The organism is Vibrio sp. R15-SG3-ISO1B (genome assembly GCF_059833835.1).
Genome location: NZ_JCBDGG010000051.1, coordinates 1 through 16,201, shown reverse-complemented (window position 1 = coordinate 16,201; position 16,201 = coordinate 1). Strand labels below are relative to the sequence as shown.

The 16,201-nt window shown below is 48.0% G+C and carries 20 protein-coding genes and 1 pseudogene; 5 read left to right on the top strand and 16 right to left on the bottom strand.

Features of this window, described 5'->3' with window-relative positions; genetic code table 11:
* Nucleotides 1-34: 34 nt before the first annotated feature.
* Nucleotides 35-283 carry a YkgJ family cysteine cluster protein gene (locus tag AC6R0S_RS16290; RefSeq protein ID WP_500625797.1) on the bottom strand — a complete coding sequence of 83 codons (249 nt, stop codon included), beginning with the start codon at nt 281-283 and terminating at the stop codon, nt 35-37.
* Between the two features lie 130 nt (nt 284-413).
* Here AC6R0S_RS16290 and AC6R0S_RS16285 point away from each other — a divergent pair, with 130 nt between their 5' ends.
* A complete protein-coding gene (locus AC6R0S_RS16285) occupies nt 414-854 on the top strand; it encodes a YcgN family cysteine cluster protein (RefSeq protein WP_334551061.1) in 441 nt (146 codons plus the stop codon).
* A 67-nt stretch (nt 855-921) separates the two neighbouring features.
* On the opposite strand, the gene AC6R0S_RS16280 is transcribed toward AC6R0S_RS16285, so the two are convergent.
* From AC6R0S_RS16280 to gap, 8 genes are all read right to left on the bottom strand, one after another.
* The gene (locus AC6R0S_RS16280) at nt 922-1,134 is read right to left on the bottom strand and encodes a hypothetical protein (RefSeq protein WP_500638373.1); all 213 of its coding nucleotides are present in this window, start codon (nt 1,132-1,134) and stop codon (nt 922-924) included.
* Between the two features lie 90 nt (nt 1,135-1,224).
* Complete coding sequence (gene groL, locus AC6R0S_RS16275) at nt 1,225-2,817, bottom strand: chaperonin GroEL (protein ID WP_500634163.1); 1,593 nt, start codon at nt 2,815-2,817, stop codon at nt 1,225-1,227.
* Nucleotides 2,818-2,849: 32 nt separating this feature from the next.
* Nucleotides 2,850-3,140, bottom strand: coding sequence for a co-chaperone GroES (locus tag AC6R0S_RS16270; protein ID WP_334551057.1), 291 nt, complete (start codon nt 3,138-3,140; stop codon nt 2,850-2,852).
* Nucleotides 3,141-3,500: 360 nt separating this feature from the next.
* Entirely contained in the window at nt 3,501-3,854 is a 354-nt protein-coding gene (locus AC6R0S_RS16265) for a hypothetical protein (RefSeq protein ID WP_500629099.1), read from the bottom strand.
* A 146-nt stretch (nt 3,855-4,000) separates the two neighbouring features.
* Nucleotides 4,001-4,993: a ChaN family lipoprotein gene (locus AC6R0S_RS16260; RefSeq protein ID WP_500638372.1), complete on the bottom strand. Its 993-nt coding sequence runs from the start codon at nt 4,991-4,993 to the stop codon at nt 4,001-4,003.
* 140 nt (nt 4,994-5,133) lie between these two features.
* Nucleotides 5,134-5,955, bottom strand: a complete 822-nt coding sequence (gene rlmA / locus AC6R0S_RS16255) for a 23S rRNA (guanine(745)-N(1))-methyltransferase (protein ID WP_500638408.1) — start codon at nt 5,953-5,955, stop codon at nt 5,134-5,136.
* Between the two features lie 106 nt (nt 5,956-6,061).
* On the bottom strand, nt 6,062-6,952 hold the full coding sequence (locus AC6R0S_RS16250) for a D-hexose-6-phosphate mutarotase (RefSeq protein WP_500634172.1): 891 nt from the start codon (nt 6,950-6,952) through the stop codon (nt 6,062-6,064).
* Nucleotides 6,953-7,082: 130 nt separating this feature from the next.
* Nucleotides 7,083-8,078, bottom strand: coding sequence for a type I glyceraldehyde-3-phosphate dehydrogenase (gene gap, locus AC6R0S_RS16245; RefSeq protein WP_334551052.1), 996 nt, complete (start codon nt 8,076-8,078; stop codon nt 7,083-7,085).
* Nucleotides 8,079-8,412: 334 nt separating this feature from the next.
* On the opposite strand from gap, the gene msrB reads away from it, so the two are divergent.
* Nucleotides 8,413-8,814, top strand: coding sequence for a peptide-methionine (R)-S-oxide reductase MsrB (gene msrB / locus AC6R0S_RS16240; RefSeq protein ID WP_334551050.1), 402 nt, complete (start codon nt 8,413-8,415; stop codon nt 8,812-8,814).
* Nucleotides 8,815-8,906: 92 nt separating this feature from the next.
* Here msrB and AC6R0S_RS16235 read toward each other — a convergent pair whose 3' ends face one another.
* On the bottom strand, nt 8,907-9,725 hold the full coding sequence (locus tag AC6R0S_RS16235) for a DUF2989 domain-containing protein (RefSeq protein ID WP_500638371.1): 819 nt from the start codon (nt 9,723-9,725) through the stop codon (nt 8,907-8,909).
* A gap of 114 nt (nt 9,726-9,839) precedes the next feature.
* On the opposite strand from AC6R0S_RS16235, the gene AC6R0S_RS16230 reads away from it, so the two are divergent.
* Nucleotides 9,840-10,124: a YeaC family protein gene (locus AC6R0S_RS16230; RefSeq protein WP_334551047.1), complete on the top strand. Its 285-nt coding sequence runs from the start codon at nt 9,840-9,842 to the stop codon at nt 10,122-10,124.
* 16 nt (nt 10,125-10,140) lie between these two features.
* Here the strand turns inward: AC6R0S_RS16230 and AC6R0S_RS16225 are convergent, their stop codons facing one another.
* The 4 genes from AC6R0S_RS16225 to AC6R0S_RS16210 form a co-directional block, all read right to left on the bottom strand.
* Nucleotides 10,141-10,617 (bottom strand): YchJ family metal-binding protein, encoded by a 477-nt coding sequence (locus AC6R0S_RS16225; RefSeq protein WP_500629095.1) that lies wholly within the window; start codon nt 10,615-10,617, stop codon nt 10,141-10,143.
* A 39-nt stretch (nt 10,618-10,656) separates the two neighbouring features.
* Nucleotides 10,657-11,865 (bottom strand): EAL and HDOD domain-containing protein, encoded by a 1,209-nt coding sequence (locus AC6R0S_RS16220; RefSeq protein ID WP_500631905.1) that lies wholly within the window; start codon nt 11,863-11,865, stop codon nt 10,657-10,659.
* A gap of 82 nt (nt 11,866-11,947) precedes the next feature.
* On the bottom strand, nt 11,948-12,682 hold the full coding sequence (lpxH, locus tag AC6R0S_RS16215) for a UDP-2,3-diacylglucosamine diphosphatase (RefSeq protein WP_500638370.1): 735 nt from the start codon (nt 12,680-12,682) through the stop codon (nt 11,948-11,950).
* Nucleotides 12,683-12,807: 125 nt separating this feature from the next.
* Nucleotides 12,808-13,302, bottom strand: coding sequence for a peptidylprolyl isomerase (locus tag AC6R0S_RS16210; protein WP_334551042.1), 495 nt, complete (start codon nt 13,300-13,302; stop codon nt 12,808-12,810).
* A gap of 212 nt (nt 13,303-13,514) precedes the next feature.
* On the opposite strand from AC6R0S_RS16210, the gene cysS reads away from it, so the two are divergent.
* On the top strand, nt 13,515-14,897 hold the full coding sequence (cysS, locus tag AC6R0S_RS16205; RefSeq protein ID WP_500638369.1) for a cysteine--tRNA ligase: 1,383 nt from the start codon (nt 13,515-13,517) through the stop codon (nt 14,895-14,897).
* A 96-nt stretch (nt 14,898-14,993) separates the two neighbouring features.
* Nucleotides 14,994-15,572, top strand: a complete 579-nt coding sequence (locus tag AC6R0S_RS16200; RefSeq protein WP_500625810.1) for a thymidine kinase — start codon at nt 14,994-14,996, stop codon at nt 15,570-15,572.
* Nucleotides 15,573-15,645: 73 nt separating this feature from the next.
* On the opposite strand, the gene infA is transcribed toward AC6R0S_RS16200, so the two are convergent.
* Entirely contained in the window at nt 15,646-15,864 is a 219-nt protein-coding gene (gene infA / locus AC6R0S_RS16195) for a translation initiation factor IF-1 (protein ID WP_001040192.1), read from the bottom strand.
* Between the two features lie 82 nt (nt 15,865-15,946).
* Nucleotides 15,947-16,201, bottom strand: a pseudogene (locus AC6R0S_RS16190) (arginyltransferase); the annotation flags it as partial.

Here is a 16,201-nt window from a genome sequence, read left to right as displayed (position 1 = left end):
CTCAGACGCCAAGGGTTACGTCAGACGCCAAGTGTTATGTCAGACGCTCAAGCTCGGTGATATTGGTCATCGCTTGCTGGTTGGTCGCCCCGCACACTACAGGACACGGCTTGAAATCTGCGCACACTTTGGGACGCTCTGGTAAGCCAAACAGCTTGCAGAGATTGTCTTCATTGAGCTGAATGCAACGAACACCGGCAGGTTTGCCATTTGGCATCCCCGGAATCGGTGATGAGATACTGGGCGCAATACAGCAAGCCCCGCAACCGAGTCGACAATCCATCCTGATACCCCTGAGTAAAATTGAGGCGCGATAGTAGCAAAAATCATCAAGACGATCAGTACAAGATCTTGAAGTTTTTGCCGCTAGACGGTATAAATCGCCCCTTCTTTAACTAATCCAAGATGAGTCTATGAGCGCACCCTTTTGGCAAACAAAAACGTTAGAGCAGATGACGGAGCAAGAGTGGGAATCTCTGTGCGATGGCTGCGGCAAGTGCTGCCTGCACAAACTCATGGATGAAGATACGGATGAAATCTACTACACCAATGTGGCGTGTAGCTTACTCAACACGAAAACCTGTTCGTGCAGCGATTATGAACATCGCTTTGAGTCTCATGAAGAGTGCACCAAGCTGACTCGTGATGACATCGATGATTTCACCTGGTTACCGCACACCTGTGCCTACCGTTTAATGGCAGAAGGCCAGCCACTGCCCGAATGGCACCCGCTGCGCACTGGCTCTAAGTCAGCGATGCACGCCGCCGGCGAAAGCGTCAGAAATAAAGTGGTGTACGAAATCGACGTGATCAATTGGGAAGACCACATACTCAATCATCCTACGCGTGATTAAGCCAATGATTTGTCGTTGAATTGACAACAAGTCCTCGTCTTTAACCTCTTATCCGCCCTCTTTTGTCTCAATGGACCACGGGTTGCTCGGTGCGTGTTGGCGGAGCTAAATCAAAGCGGATGATGAGCAACTGCACGGGTTTTGGCAGTTGATTCATAATAGAGAAAAGTGGACCGGCCGTTTGACTGGGAAAGGTCGTGGTGACGGGCCAAGCCGAAGCGGGGGCTGGGCGGGTGCCACACTCCGCAACGGAGAAATGTATTGATGGCAATGATTTCATCTCTCTTACCTCACAATCCAAAGTGGAAGACAAGCGGGCAACGTCGCCCGCTTGTGTGCACTGACGCTCTAGAGCGCCAGTGAGAGAAGGTTAGGCCTCCTCACTCTCAACGTGGTCTGTGATCATGGCTTCGGTGGTGATCATCAAACCTGCAACTGACGCGGCGAATTGCAAGGCGGAACGGGTCACCTTAGCAGGGTCCAAGATACCCATCTCAATCATATTGCCATATTCACCGGTTGCGGCGTTGTAGCCATAGTCCGCATCGCCTGATTTCACCGCGTTGGCGACAACGGACGCTTCATCTCCGGCGTTAATGGCGATTTGACGAAGTGGCTCTTCCATCGCACGTAGCGCGACACGAATACCGACGTTTTGATCGTCGTTATCACCTTTGAGATCGGCGAGCTCTTTGGCAATCTTGGTCAGCGCGACGCCACCACCTGCCACAATACCTTCCTCAACGGCCGCTCGTGTTGCATGCAGCGCATCATCCACACGATCTTTCTTCTCTTTCATCTCCACTTCAGTGGCAGCGCCAATCTTGATCACTGCCACACCGCCAGAGAGCTTCGCAATGCGTTGCTGGAGTTTCTCTTTATCGTATTGAGACGTTGCCGAAGCCATTTGCGCTTCAATACTTGCCACGCGGTCTTGAATTGCATGGTGCTGTTCATCGCTGCCTACAATGGTCGTCGCGTCTTTGGTGATGGTCACTTTCTTAGCCTGACCAAGCTGCTCCAAGGTGGTCTTTTCAAGCTCTAAGCCAATCTCTTCAGAGATAACCGTACCAGAGGTAAGCACCGCAATGTCTTCCATCATCGCTTTGCGGTTGTCGCCAAAGCCTGGCGCCTTGACAGCGGTTGCGCGAACGATACCACGCATGTTGTTGACGACGAGTGTCGCCAATGCTTCACCTTCGATGTCTTCGGCGATAATCAGCAATGAACGAGAGGCCTTAGCGACTGACTCTAGAATCGGCAGCAGTTCACGAATACTGCTCACTTTCTTATCGACCAGCAAGATGTACGGATTGTCGAGCTCGACGGTACCTGTGTCTTGATTGGTGATGAAGTACGGCGAGAGATACCCACGGTCAAATTGCATGCCTTCGACAACTGAGAGTTCGTTGATCAGGCCCTGACCTTCTTCAACGGTGATGACGCCGTTGCGGCCGACTTTTTCCATCGCCTGGGCAATGATCTCACCGATAGCGCGATCGCTATTGGCCGAGATACTACCAACTTGCGTAATCGATTCTTGATCGCTGCAAGGTTTCGCCATATCGCGTAATTTAGCCACAGCGGCTTCCGTCGCTTTGTCGATACCGCGTTTAAGATCCATAGGGTTCATGCCCGAGGCCACCGCTTTTAGCCCTTCATTGATGAACGATTGCGCCAGTACCGTTGCGGTAGTGGTTCCGTCGCCCGCTTCATCGTTCGCTTTGGATGCTACCTGTTTGACCATTTGAGCACCCATGTTTTCGAATTTATCTTTTAGCTCAATGGCTTTGGCGACAGACACCCCATCTTTGGTGATGGTAGGGGCACCGTAAGACTGATCTAAAACAACATTGCGTCCTTTAGGGCCAAGCGTCACTCTGACCGCATTGGCTAAGACATTGACACCAGTGAGCATTTTTTGACGTGATTCGTTTGCAAATAGTACGTCTTTTGCAGCCATGATTTTCTCCTCAAAAAGATGACAGAACGAGATTATTCGACGATAGCCAACACATCTGACTCACTGAGAATCAGATACTCTTTGCCATCAATCTTTTCTGTTTTCACGCCGTATCCATCATTGAAAATGACGTGATCACCGACTTTGACGTCCATTGACGCGCGGTCACCATTATCAAGACGTTTGCCTAAACCCACTGCGATGACTTTCCCGCGCGTGGATTTTTTCACCGATTGAGAAGTTAGTACGATTCCCCCTTCAGATTTGTTTTCCACTTCTTGTCTTTCAACAATCAGCTTGTCATTTAAAGGACGAATATTCATTGGATTTGCCTCCTACTTAGGACAAAAAATAAAAGACACAATATGAGCGATTCCTTCGCGCTCGATGAAAAAATAGGGTCTCTCATGGCAACTTCAAGGGGGAAGTTCGATAAAAGATTTTTATGAAAGTAGCGAGGACAATAAAAAAGCTCACCGAAGTGAGCTTTAAAACTAGGAAGGAGTGGCGCAATGGCTAAGAAACCGGGATGCCCAATTCGGGATGCCCAATCGGGGATGCCTAATCTCTGCAATGCGAAATGATTATGAAGCCACAGCAAGGTCGACAACAAATTGAGATTTTTGTCGTCTCGAATCAAAGGCTTGATCCCTTACCAATTGAGAACCGTTGAGCGCTCAATGTTAGATTAGGGCCAGCAAAATGCCGCCAACGGTTGCCGCCGCGGAAAGATATTGCCCCGCAGAGTAAGAGCCGTCTTCCTCTTCTTTGATCTTATCTGGATGATCCATGCCTAGCGCACCGTGGGCGAAAGACTCTACTTTGTCACCGACGGTTTTTTCCGCTTTGTTGGCTTGGCTCTCTTTCTCAATTTCTTGCAATGCGGCAAGCAGTGCTTTCCCTTCCTCTGAAAGGGTTACCGTGTTTTGCTCAACTTTTAAAGGTGCAGCGCCTTTATCTGCAACCGAGGTGTTGGCTTGAGGCTTAACCTGCTGGGTTGGTGCCAGCTTCGCTGACTCCATTCCTACTGGGGTCATAGTGTTCTCCTTACTTCATCCTCAAATAACGTATCGGCAGTGTGGTGTAAAACTTGTGCAAAATATGCGTTATTTGTATGAAAAGCCATCAAGCACAAATCATGCCTATTTATCGGTCGCGAGTGCAGGCGTTCAGCTAAGGTCGATTAGGGGGCTTCAGTCGGCTGACACTTGTTGCTCCCATGACGGGTCGACATTTTATGAAACGCCGCCATTTGATTTTCCATTTTGACGAAGCGCACAGGTGGGGCTAAGACGTGCAATGGGTAATCCGTGTTGAGAGGCTGAGGCTCGCTGGCGGCATCGATGATAGATGCGATATCAGACATAGGTGTGATAACCACGACAGAGAGGTTGGGGTTGCGCGCCAAAATAGACGCTTTGGTTCCTAGCCCTTGTTCGGTATGAAACTTCCCTGCGACATGAATGACTTGGTGGCCTGGGTGGTCATTGAGGTATTGGACGATGCTTTCCGCCATGGTTTCATCCCACGTCATTTGAGCAGCGTACTGTTTTTCGGTTTGGGCGGGCTCGCCATGATGCATTGAGGCCATAAATTTGCGTTTGTATGCGGAGTCCTCGGTGTTGATCTTAGCGGCCACGAGGCGGCGCTCATCGTCGGATAGGCGATCAAGGTAGCGTAAACCGACACGGCCCACACAACGTACCGTTGATTTAGGTGCGTTGGCGGCAATGACAGGCCAGTTAAACGTTTTTGCTAGCTCGACTAATGGTCGATAGTCACTTTCATAGTTAGGCCAAGCGTTACCCGATGTGATCAGTGTTTGCTCTCCAATCTCACCGTTAAGGTAGGCGTTGAGATGGGGTTGGGCGTCTCTTGAAAACTGCTCCATCGACAAGGCGGTGTCTCGGCCTTGGCTCGCTATTGCCTTAATAAAATCGGCTTGAAAGCGATGGATAGCGGAATGAGTATGCCATTCACCAATCAAAATAACCTCTGCCTGAGTGAAGGTTTCAGGTAGTGCATTGAGTGACAGGGCTTTTCCCGATGGGTCGTATAGTTGATAGTCATAAAAACTAACGATAGGGGTAGCAGCGCTTGGATCAGAGGCCACTGAGTTTGAACGAGTGGATGGAGAGAGTGACGCTGCGCTGTATGAACAGGCGGTCAGAGTCATACAAGCACTAAAACAAACAAAACGGGTCAATATAAAACGGATCAGCATAAACCGTGGCCTCCTAATGGTCTGCTCGCATACTAAAGGAGGCTCGGGATATTTACAATGCAAATGAGAATTGTTATCTAGTTTGTGCCGGGTTACGCCTGCTTACGATAGATGCGAATCATAAAATCTGCCTCACATTCAAACATAGTGGAGTTTTTCAGTTCGTCACGCAAAGAATCGCTGGCTTTCCAAGCAAATGGGGTCATTTGCAATAGGTCGAACGCATCACCATCGGCGAGGGGGAGGAGGTAGCTGAGCTTTTCTTCCCGCTCAAGGTCGAAGCCTTCAATCGATTCGGCTTCTTCGCTGTGCAGTCGTACATCGTCATAAATTCGCTCTCGCAACTGGTAAAGATGACGTCCTGCTGGCGTGACTGTGATGACCACGCCATTGTCTCGCACGCAGCGTTGCAACTCTTGCGCTTTGCACGGCGCGTAGATGCGTAACACGCCATCGAGTGAGTGGTCGGCAAAGGGTAGGCGGTGGCTTGAAGCAACACTGAAAAGGCAGTTTTGGTAACGTTTCGCGGCATAGCGGATGGCGATTTTGGAAATGTCCAAACCGTATGTGTTTGCTGCTGCGTGTTGTTCGATTAACCGATGTGCTACTTGGGTCGTGTAGTAGCCTTCGCCGCAGCCGATATCAAGCAACTGGTGATCACTACCGACTAAGGCTTCGGCGCATAAGTCGGCAATGCGTTGTCGCAGGGGTTGGTAGTAGGTTTTTTCCAAAAATCGGCGCCGAGCTTGCATCATCTCTTTATTGTCGCCAGGATCTTTTGAACGTTTGTGATGCACAGGCATCAGGTTGACGTAGCCCTCTTTTGCTACGTCGAATGAGTGACGGTTTTCACACGAGTAGCGCTGTTTTTCTTGCGATAAAGGCAGATGACATAAAGGACAGGAGTAAGACATATCGAGCTCTGGGCGATTTCGGGGGCTGTATTTTATCAGCTTAGACGAGCGAATCCCAGAAATAGGGTAGAGCGCCGCTCTACCCTCAACGATGTCACGTAAGGCGCTATTTATTCGCGCTGGAGAGTACGGTGACCAGTTGGTGAGTCTCACCTGGCTCAAGACGTTTACCGGTGTCTAGAGAGGTCGCATGCAGGGTCGACTCGACACACAAAAAGTGCTGATAGCCGCTGTCTTGCATGTCGGCCATCGCCGCCGCGCCTTGCTGCCAAGGGTTCCAAAGGACAGCGGAATTGTGGCCTTGGTTCTCAACGGTAAGTGTGCGATGAAAGACTGGGTCTTCCACATTGATTTGGGGCTCAGGCTTGGTATAGACGCGATCGATGGTGTCGGTCAACTGTAACACGTCACCGCCTTGGCATACTTTCCCGTCTTGAAGGCTATCGATGTACGCTGCGCCCATACCTGTTGTCTGGACTTGGGTAATATCACCTACGTTGAGGTAGGTATGCAGCGCACCGGAGAAGGTCCATGCTTGATCATCAATATTGATAACCTTGAGGGTGACGCTCAGTGTTTCGCCAATCTCAATCAAAAGTCGGGCCTCAAACATATATGGCCAGATGTCGTGGGTCTCTTCACTTGAGAAAAGGGCCAGCTCAACGATGACACCGTTTTCATTTTCTCGATGCTCGACCAATTCCCATTCGCTCGTACGAGCAAAGCCGTGTGCTGGGGCCGCAATGCGTCCAAACCATGGCCAGCAGACCGGGATGCCACCGCGCAGAGCGGCCTTACCATCAAAGACCGCTTGCTCACTCATCCAAATGAGATCTTCTTGGCCTTGAGGTTTGAATGAAATGACATGACCACCATGCAGGGCAATACCGGCGCTGGCTTTGTCATGGATGATACGAATCACCTTTACTTGGTCGACTTCGACAATCGTGACACTGTCAGACAAGACAGTCAGGGCAGGGAGCGTTAATAAGTCCATGTAAGTTTCCTGTGCCATAGAGAGCAGGCGTGTCGCCATTAATGAGCTCTCAAATTTCAGATACAAAAAAGGCGACTCAAGAGCCGCCTTTTATAAAATTCTGCGCTAAACGCTTATCTCAAAGTGATGATTACTTAGAGATGTGAGCGATTAGGTCTAGAACTTTGTTTGAGTAACCGATTTCGTTGTCGTACCAAGATACAACTTTAACGAATTTGTCAGTTAGCGCGATACCTGCTTTAGCATCGAATACTGAAGTGCAAACTTCGCCGATGAAGTCTTGAGAAACTACTTGGTCTTCAGTGTAGCCTAGAACGCCTTTTAGTTCGCCTTCAGACGCTTCTTTCATCGCTTTACAGATGTCTTCGTAAGAAGCACCGTTTACTAGGTTAACAGTTAGGTCAACAACAGAAACGTTAGCTGTTGGTACGCGGAAAGCCATACCAGTTAGTTTGCCGTTTACTTCTGGAAGTACAACGCCTACAGCTTTAGCAGCACCAGTTGATGATGGGATGATGTTTTGAGAAGCACCACGGCCACCGCGCCAGTCTTTAGCAGAAGGACCGTCAACAGTTTTTTGAGTTGCAGTTGTTGCGTGAACTGTAGTCATAAGACCAGATTCGATACCGAACTTGTCGTTAAGAACTTTAGCGATAGGTGCTAGACAGTTAGTCGTACAAGAAGCGTTAGAAACGATGTCTTGACCAGCGTAAGTGTCGAAGTTTACGCCGTTAACGAACATTGGAGTTGCGTCTTTAGAAGGACCAGTTAGTACAACTTTCTTCGCGCCAGCAGTGATGTGCTTACGTGCAGTCTCGTCAGTTAGGAAAAGACCTGTTGCTTCAGCAACAACGTCAACACCGATTTCGTCCCATTTTAGGTCTTCTGGGTTGCGCTCTGCAGTTACACGTACAGTTTTGCCGTTAACGATTAGGTTACCGCCTTCAACTTCAACAGTACCGTTGAAACGGCCGTGAGTTGAGTCGTACTTCAGCATGTATGCCATGTAATCTACATCGATAAGGTCGTTAATACCTACAACTTCGATGTCGTTGCGCTCTTGCGCTGCACGGAATACGAAACGACCGATACGGCCAAAACCGTTAATACCTACTTTGATAGTCATTATAGTTGCTCCACAACTTAATTTCTGATTAAAGATAACTGGTAGTAAAATTACAAAACCCAGTCAAAATCTGCAACCGATAATCGGACTTAACTTGTTTAATGTCAAAAAAAAGTGTCGCTTTTTTTCACAATTAAACGCGAGTGGTTGTTTTTTGAACGGATAGTGGAGTTTATACCTAACCAGTTGATGTAAAATGCGTTGAAGACTTGAACTGCTGCTTAAAGTTTAGCCATTCTGTTATGGTTTCAAAGTATGTGCTACAAAGGTTAAACTGCGCAAGTTTTTCAACAAAAAAGTCACAAATAAAAATGAGAATGTGGAGAATAAGTCAGTGAAACAACATAGCGAAAAAGTCACCAAGCCTGATGAATACTGGCGTGAGAAGCTATCGGATGAAGAGTATCGAGTATGCAGACAGCAGGGCACTGAGGCACCATTCTCCGGTAAATTGCTGCACAATAAAGAGACGGGAATCTACGCGTGTACCTGTTGTGACGCTCCGCTGTTTCGTTCAGATAACAAATACGATTCCGGTTGTGGCTGGCCAAGTTTCGATGCGCCGATCAATGACGATGCGATTCGTTACTTAGAGGATCTGAGCCACGGAATGGTGCGGACAGAGATTCGCTGTGCACGTTGTGATAGCCATTTAGGTCATGTATTTGAAGATGGACCACAAACCACCGGTGAGCGTTTCTGTGTTAACTCGGTGTCGTTAGTTTTCAACAATTGATGGCAAGGCAGCGTTAAACGCTGTGTGTGTTGTTACTCACTTTCAAATTGAACCCATTCAATTCAAAGTGAGTAACCACTAAAAACCTAAGGCTAATCAAGCCCTTCGAGTTGTTGGCGCTGAAATTTCCCGGCCCGAATCGCATCTTCAATATCGTCTGCAAACGCATCCAACTGACGATATTTGTCCTTATCAAAACCGTACAGCAATTGCAGCTCCTTCTCGGAAGCGATCGGCACATCAAAGGCTTTCGCTACCATCGCCCAAACGTACGCTTGTTCGCGTTGATGGGTTTGATAGTGAATACTGGCAAGTGATTTCAATATTTCAACGTTGACAGGCGAGCGCTTGGTCAGCTCCAACGCGTGCTTAAGCAATGCGATGGTTTTTTCTTGGTCACGACCCGTATAAAACGTGGCTAATGCATATTGCATTTCTGCGCTTTCAAGCTGAGGTGACCCTTCCATTTGAAGAAAGGCGCGGCGGGCAGAATCACTCCCAGTGCGACTCCAGAGAAAGTAGAGGGCTTGTGGGCTGGTGGATTCAGAGAGCTTTTTCACTAGCGCTTCGAGATCCTTACCCGAGTTGACCAGTGCTTCAAAACGCCGCTGTTTCAGGTTGGATTGATCAATGGGTTGGATCTGAGAGGCTAGCTCTAGACACTTTTTATACTCTGACAGCAAATTGTATTCTTTGATGAGATTTGGGTCTGATGGGTCCTTAAAGACTTCAAAGCGGTGCCAAATGAGATCGGTACGAGGAACGCGACATTGGCCATCATCCATATTCAGGCGTTCGCAACGAAGTTCCGGTGTGTCTTTACACAGTTGGTCGGTATTTTTTCGAACTTCAAAGCAGCCCGTGAGTGTGGCCGCTAGCCCTATCAATACCAGTGTGATAAGTCGATTCATACGAAGTTTGCTTGTGATCCGTTACACTTATTCTTAGCCGTTATCTTGACGCCTTCATTGAGGCGGTTAATGTCAGGGCCTTAACAAAAAACAACAGAAACCAAAGGATACGTCATGGACGCAGAGCAGTTGATTAATTCAATTACACCAGAAGCTTACGAGCGTCTCCTCTATGCAGTTGAGACGGGTAAGTGGCCTGAGGGTACACCACTTTCGCAGCAGCAGCGAGATTCTTGCATGCAAGCTGTGATGTTGTATCAGTCTAAGCATAATGTAGAAGCGCAACATATGACAGTTGCGCAGGGTGGTGAGATCAGTTTTAAGTCAAAATCTGAGCTAAAAAAACAGTTTCAAGCAGAACAAGACGACATTTTGCGAGTGAACCCGAATAAATCTTAGTCTCTGATTTTATTCGTTATCCGCAGCATTTTTTAAATTTCTTCCCGCTTTGACATGGGCAAGGATCGTTGCGACCAACCTTGGCCTGATTCGCTTGTGGGAATTCTCCATCGATGTAGTACCACAAGCCATTTTCACGGACAAATCGAGATCGCTCTTCAAGGCATAAGGTCTGTGTTGAGCGACCTTGCTCGGCAGAGAAATACGCCTTGAAGGTGACGAAACCCTCATCATGATGCTCGCCCGGCGCGGTGGATACCACTTCAAGGCCGCACCAGTCGCTCGCGATTGAATCTGCGATGGCATCGCGTTCTTTCTCCGCTTCGCACGAAGGGTGATAGGTGGCGACAACAAAATCAACCAGACCTTTGACATGGGCGCTGTAGCGAGCGCGCATGAGTTGCTCTGGTGTATGGGCATTCTGATGATGTTGATGAATCGGCAGGCAGCAAGACTCATAAGTCTGCTGACTTTCACAAGGACATAAAGACATCCAATCTCCGCTTTTTACTTATATCAGGGACAATCAGGGTTAATTAGACAGTAAATCTGCCGTCCATTGTACCGATTCATCGTAGCATTCACTAACGACTTCTTTCTCAAGGCCGAGCTGTTGACAGAGTTCAGCGGCTTCGTCCCATTGTGCGTGTTCATAGGCGATGACAAGCTTGAGCAACACCCCAAGCGTCCCTTCACCATCAGTGAGTGCATGCTTGACGGCTTCATCAATGGGGATTTCCGCCACGATTTGTTCTAACGGTCTGTCGAGTAAACTGTCGAGCAGCGAAAACATACCCGTAAGAAACGCTTGGCCAGAGGCGAGCTTCTCCTCGAGCTTCGCCGCGACTAATTCGCAGTAGCGTGCGCGCTGAATGGACAACCCGTAAAGGTACTCGGGTTTGGAGTCTTGGGAGGAGGCGAGCGCCACCAAGGATACAAATTTACGCAATCTATCTTCACCCAGGTAAATCAGCGCTTGTTTAAATGACTGAATCTTGGTGCTGACAATCGAAGACGAGTTGACGTGCGTGAGCAATTTATACGAGAGCGAGACGTCTTTACTCACCAAGGTTTCAATCCGCTGATAATCGATGTCGGATTTTGCAATCTCACTGAGCAGTTGCACTATGGTCATGAAGGAAGGTTCGATCGATTTGCGCTGCAAGATCTCGGGTTTACTAAAAAAGTAACCTTGGAAATAGTCAAAACCGGCTTCAAGCGCGTGACTAAACTCCTCATACGTCTCGACTTTCTCTGCTAAAAACTGGATTTTGCTGCCTTGTAACTTGCGAATGAACAGTCGCGCTTTTTCAATCGGGACGACACGGATATCAAATTTGATGATCGAGACATACGGCAAAAAGGCTTTCCATTCAGGGGAAGGCACAAAATCATCCAGCGCAATTTTATAGCCGAGTTTATATATCTCTTTGACCGCCTCGAGTAGCTCGGGCGTCGGCAGGCAGTCTTCCAAAATTTCAACCACTAGGCTCGCCGACGGAAATAGAGTCGGCACGCGATTGATCAAGCTTTGATAAGGGAAATTCACAAAGCCAACTTTGTCACCCAATGTCGAGTAGTGGGTGGACATAAAATGATCAGACAGCAAACGACTCGTTGCCAGCTCAGGGTCGATTTCTGGAAACGTGTTTTTAGGGCCATCACGAAACAGCAGCTCATAGCCAATAGTATGTTTGTGCCGATCTAAGATAGGTTGGCGTGCAATGTATGAGGTTTTCAAAGTAGCAGTCTAATTTCAACGTGTTACCGAACATTGAAATTAAGTATAGGCACAATTTATTGAAAAATCTGGTACTTATTTGTCAATTTGTTGATAGGAATGCACGATTTTGTAGGTCGTATCCTGTTTTATCAACCACTAAGACCGATCCTTGTGTGTACCAATCCCCTAATACGACGCGATGCAGGTTTTTTCCGTTACTGATAAAACGGTGAATATTCGGGCGATGAGTGTGGCCATGAATCATGAGCTCAACATGGTGTTTATTCATCACGCTCTCCACTTCTTGCTGATTGACATCCATGATCTCAAGGGATTTGGTCTGCTTATCTGCACTGATGTCTGTTTGTACCTTGGCGACGATCTTCTGCTTGATGAACATCGGGATACGATTGAACACCCATTGTAGCCAAGGCTGATGAACTTTTTTTCGGTACTCAAGATAGCTGACATCGTCAGTGCACAGCGTATCACCGTGCAGAATCACGGTGGGCTGACCATACAAATCAATGACGGTCTCATCCCCGAGTAAGGTGACTCCGGTTTGCTTTGCAAAGCGCTTACCGACCAAAAAATCACGATTCCCCTGAGTAAAATAGCAAGGCACACCAGAGCGTGTTAAGCGGCGAAACTCGTCACGAATAGTTTGCGCGAATTCAGACTTATCGTCATCTCCCACCCAAAATTCGAACAAATCACCCAAGACATATAAGGCGTCGGCTTGGCTGGCTTCTTCGCGCATAAAGCGAATAAAACACGCGGTGATTTCGTGCGTTGAAGGGGAGAGATGCAGATCGGAAATAAACAGAGTGGTCATAAAGCAATCAGAGTTCAGGCGAGCCCAGTGGGCTGAAAGGGTAGGGCAAAACAATCACAGGTTTAGGGTAAAAGCGCCCAATATAGGAAAAAAGAGCTGCATTAGGCAGCTCTTCTTTGGATAGATTACTCTTCGATCGTTGTGCCAGTGATCACAACATCTTCAAGCGGTACATCTTGGTGCATGCCGTAAGAACCCGTGCTGACACCTTTGATCTGGTTAACAACGTCCATACCTTCAACGACTTCAGCGAAGACACAGTAACCCCAACCGTCAAGACTTTCACTGCGGAAGTCTAGGAAGGTGTTGTTGTTTACGTTGATGAAGAACTGAGAGCTTGCAGAGTGCGGCTCCATGGTACGTGCCATTGCTAATGTACCCACTTTGTTGCTTAGGCCGTTGTTTGCTTCATTTTTGATAGGAGCACGAGTAGCCTTTTCGCGAAGACCAGACTCCATGCCACCGCCTTGAATCATGAAACCGTCGATAACGCGGTGAAATAGCGTGTTATCGTAGAAACCGTCGCGGCAGTATTGAAGGAAGTTTGCGCTGGTTTCCGGTGCTTTCTCTTCGTTTAGCTGAATTTTGATGTCACCAAAATTAGTGTGAAGGGTGATCATGATTATGTCCTTTCGGTCGATTTTCTATGTGAAGGCAAGATTCTAACGTAAGTTTTACGACTTTCCTACGTCCAAAGTCAGTCGTGTTGTTCACGTACTGGCCCTTTGTCACAAGGATAGTCGGTTTTTCGCCGAGTTAGGGATGACTTCGCCAAGCAGGACTTGATATACTGCCCCACTATTTTGTTTCACTCATTTATTAGATAGAGATCATGTTAAAGATATATAACACACTCACAAGACAGAAAGAGGAATTCAAACCCATCACCGCTGGCAAAGTCGGCATGTATGTCTGTGGCGTCACCATCTACGATCTCTGTCATATCGGTCATGGCCGTACGTTTGTGTCTTTTGATGTGGTCTCACGTTACCTGCGCTACCTAGGCTACGATCTCACGTTCGTGCGCAACATTACCGACATTGATGACAAAATCATCAAACGTGCAAACGAAAACGGTGAGAGCTGTGATGCGCTGACAGAACGTCTTATCGGTGAGATGTACGCTGACTTTGATGCTTTGAATATGAAGCGCCCAGATGTTGAACCTCGCGCGACACAATTTATCCCTGAAATCATCGCCTTGGTTGAAAAGCTGATCGAGCGTGGTTTTGCCTATGTGGCCGATAATGGCGACGTGATGTTTGAAGTGGGCAAATTTGACGAATACGGTAAGTTGTCAAAACAGGATTTGGATCAGCTGCAAGCTGGTGCGCGCGTTGATGTGGAAAGCGCAAAACGCAGCCCGCTTGATTTCGTGTTGTGGAAAATGTCGAAGCCGGGTGAGCCAACGTGGGAGTCACCATGGGGCCCGGGCCGTCCTGGCTGGCACATTGAGTGTTCGGCAATGAACTCGTCGATCTTGGGCAATCACTTTGACATTCACGGTGGTGGTTCCGATCTGCAGTTCCCACACCATGAAAATGAAATCGCACAATCTTGCTGCGCACACGGGACACAATACGTGAACACCTGGATGCACAGTGGCATGGTCATGGTCGACAAAGAAAAAATGTCCAAGTCGCTGGGTAACTTCTTTACTATCCGTGATGTGTTGGGTCATTACGATGCAGAAACCGTGCGTTACTTCTTAATGTCGGGTCACTACCGCAGTCAGTTGAACTATAGCGAAGAGAACCTTAACCAAGCGCGTGCGTCGCTTGAGCGTTTGTACACAGCGCTACGTGGCTTGGATCTGTCGGCCTCCGCATCGGGCGGGCAGCAGTACATCACTCGCTTTACCGAAGCGATGAACGACGATTTCAATACGCCGGAAGCCTATTCAGTGCTCTTTGATATGGCGCGTGACATCAATCGCTTGAAGAACGAAGACATCAATGCCGCGAACGGTTTAGGTGTCCTGATGCGCGAATTGGCAGACATCATCGGCATTCTTGGTCAAGATCCCGAAGCTTTCCTAAAAGGCGACGCGGGCAATGACGGCGAAGTGGCCGAGATTGAAGCGCTTATCAAACTGCGTAACGACAGTCGCGCCGCTAAAGATTGGGCAAACGCGGACATGGCGCGAGACAAACTGACCGATATGGGTATCGTTTTGGAAGATGGCCCAGAAGGGACCACCTGGCGTCGTAAATAATTTTAACTTAAGGGCTGACTTTTCAGCCCTTTTTGTCATTTTAATCGGCCGCATTGAGTATGCTCATGTTGCCACTTTTGCTACAGGTAACCTTTCGTGGCTCAGATGTACTTCTACTACTCTGCGATGAATGCAGGGAAATCCACCACACTACTTCAATCGTCTTTTAACTATCAAGAGCGTGGTATGACGCCGGTGATTTTTACCGCAGCGTTAGATGACCGTTACGGCATCGGTAAAGTCAGCTCTCGTATCGGCTTGCAATCTGACGCGCAGCTGTTTCGCGCTGAGACGGATCTCTTTGCAGAGATCAAAGCGCTGAACGAACAACAAAAGCGTCACTGTATCTTGGTCGATGAATGTCAGTTTCTCACTAAAGAGCAAGTTTACCAGTTGACCGAAGTGGTGGATAAACTGCATATTCCTGTGCTCTGTTATGGTCTAAGAACCGATTTTCTTGGTGAGCTATTTGAAGGAAGTAAGTATTTACTCTCTTGGGCAGATAAGCTGATTGAACTGAAAACGATTTGTCACTGTGGAAGAAAAGCCAACATGGTGATTCGCACCGATGAAGAGGGCAACGCCATCGCTCACGGTGATCAGGTGGCCATCGGGGGCAACGACAAATACGTGTCGGTGTGTCGTGAGCACTACAAAGAAGCGCTGGGTAAATAAAGTTTTTCAGTGATTCACCAACAAAAAAGCGGAGCCTAGCTCCGCTTTTTTGTTGGTGTCTGATAATCAAAGATTAACGAGCACGGAAGACGATGCGACCTTTTGATAGATCGTATGGAGTCATCTCTACAGTTACTTTGTCACCAGTAAGAATACGGATGTAGTTCTTACGCATTTTACCAGAGATGTGAGCAGTCACGACGTGGCCGTTTTCTAGTTCAACACGGAACATTGTGTTTGGTAGAGTATCAAGGACCGTGCCTTGCATCTCAATTACGTCTTCTTTAGCCATTTAATCCTCTTTTAAAAAAATGGGCGATTTTCAGCGGCGAGAAAGGCCGATAAAAATGAATTAAGTAAAGTTGGGGCGTATTCTACCCTTGCCAACGCTGATTTACTAGCCTTTGATGACGCGCAAATCGGACTTTATAGTTCATAGCCGGGCATTCATCGATTTGATAGCCAAGATAGAGCCACTGTTTTCCAGCGTTCTGACAATAGGTGATTTGCAGCAAGACCGCTAAGGTGCCTAAGGATAAATCGATGTCTGGGTCGAAGAAGGTATAAAACGCACTGGCACTATTGGAGAGAATATCGGTGACCGCGACCGCAATTAAACGCTCGCCATC